At 65.7% G+C, this 1952-nt stretch carries 2 protein-coding genes; both read right to left on the bottom strand.

The genetic code is table 11. The features are described 5' to 3' along the window. A partial coding sequence (locus ABI213_RS21110) for an enoyl-CoA hydratase-related protein (RefSeq protein ID WP_348028537.1) occupies positions 1 to 635 on the bottom strand: 635 nt, incomplete at its 3' end. Positions 636 to 641: 6 nt separating this feature from the next. Continuing rightward, positions 642 to 1952: carboxyl transferase domain-containing protein (locus ABI213_RS21105; protein WP_348028535.1), on the bottom strand; the 1311-nt coding region annotated here is incomplete at its 5' end.

The raw sequence follows: 1952 nt of genomic DNA, 5'->3' as shown, positions 1-1952 counted from the left end.
TCGGTGGCGGCGGCTTGCGCGCCAGGCCCGCCTGCTTGCAAGGCCTCTAACAGGGTCTGCACCGTGGCATCCAGCGCATCGGGCGCAGCGACTTCATGTGCCAGGCCCAAGGCCAGAGCCCGCTCGGCGCTGATGCGCTCTGCGGTCTGGAAGTAGCGGTAGGCCTGGCGTTCGCCGATGGCACGCAGCACATACGGGCCGATGGTGGCTGGAATGATGCCAAAACGCACTTCCGAGGTAGCGAACTGCGCCTGGCTGGAAGCCACGCAGATGTCGCAGGCAGCGGCCAGGCCCATGCCGCCGCCCAGCGCCGCACCGTGCACGCGGGCGATAGTGGGGGTGGCCATGCAGGCCAAGGTGCGGAACAAATGCGCCAGTTGGCGCGCATCGTCCACGTTTTTCTCCAGTGTGGCGGCGCCCTGGCGCTGCATCCAGCCTAGGTCAGCCCCGGCCGAGAAGCTTTTACCCCGGCCCGCCAGCACCACGGCGCGCACGGCGGGGTCGGCATCCAGGGCGGTCAGGGCCTGGGTGAGTTCGGCGATCAGGGTTTCGTCAAAGGCGTTGTGGACCTCGGGCTTGTTCATCCACAGCCAGGCGGCGCTGCCCTGGGTTTCAATTTCTAGGCGGGTGTACATAGTGCCTCACATGCGGAAAAGGCCGAACTGGGTGGGCGGAATGGGCGCATTCAGCGCCGCCGCCAGCGACAGGCCCAGCACGCGCCGGGTTTGCGCCGGGTCCACCACGCCGTCGTCCCACAGCCGGGCCGTGGCGTAGTAGGGATGGCCTTGCAGCTCGTATTGGGCGCGGATCGGGTCTTTGAAGGCAGCTTCGTCTTCGGTCGACCACTGACCGCCTTTGGCCGCGATGCCGTCGCGCTTCACCGTGGCCAGCACCCCCGCGGCCGGCTCGCCGCCCATCACGCTGATGCGTGCGTTGGGCCACATCCAAAGGAAGCGGGGCGAAAAGGCGCGGCCACACATGCCGTAGTTGCCTGCGCCAAAGCTGCCACCCACCAGCATGGTGATCTTGGGCACGGCGGCGGTGGCCACGGCGGTGACCATCTTGGCCCCGTCTTTGGCGATGCCGCCGTTTTCCACCTTGCGGCCAATCATGAAGCCGGTGATGTTCTGCAAGAAGACCAGCGGGATACCGCGCTGCGCGCACAGCTGGATGAAGTGCGCGCCTTTCTGGGCCGACTCGCCAAACAGAATGCCGTTGTTGGCGACGATACCCACCGGCATGCCGTACAGCCGGGCAAAGCCGGTGACCAGGGTGCTGCCGTAACGGGCCTTGAATTCGTCAAAGCGCGAGCCGTCCACGGTGCGGGCGATGATTTCGCGCACGTCATAGGGCTTGCGCGCGTCCAGCGGCACCACGCCGTAGATTTCTGCGGGGTCGTACAGCGGCTCTTCGCTGGCTTCCAGCTTCACCGTGGTGGGTTTTTGCCGGTTCAGGTTGGCAACGATATTGCGGGCGATCAGCAAGGCGTGCGCGTCGTTGTCGGCCAGGTGGTCGGCCACGCCGGAGATGCGGGTATGTACGTCGCCCCCGCCCAGGTCTTCGGCGGTGACGACTTCGCCGGTGGCGGCTTTTACCAGCGGCGGGCCGCCCAGGAAGATGGTGCCCTGGTTTTTGACGATGATGGTTTCGTCGCTCATGGCGGGCATGTAGGCCCCGCCCGCGGTGCACGAGCCCATCACCACGGCAATTTGGGCGATGCCCATGGCGCTCATCTGGGCCTGGTTGTAGAAGATGCGGCCAAAGTGGTCCCGGTCGGGGAAGACTTCGTCTTGGCGCGGCAAAAAGGCCCCGCCCGAATCCACCAGGTAGATGCAAGGCAGGTGGTTTTGCATGGCAATTTCTTGCGCGCGCAGGTGCTTTTTGACGGTCAGCGGGTAGTAGGTGCCGCCTTTGACGGTGGCATCGTTGGCCACCACCATGCATTCCACGCC

It is taken from the genome of Rhodoferax sp., from assembly GCF_039922535.1.
GTDB lineage: Bacteria > Pseudomonadota > Gammaproteobacteria > Burkholderiales > Burkholderiaceae_C > Rhodoferax_B.
The sequence above is the reverse complement of the archived record's forward strand: the minus strand, read 5'-3'. Positions and strand labels throughout refer to the sequence as shown.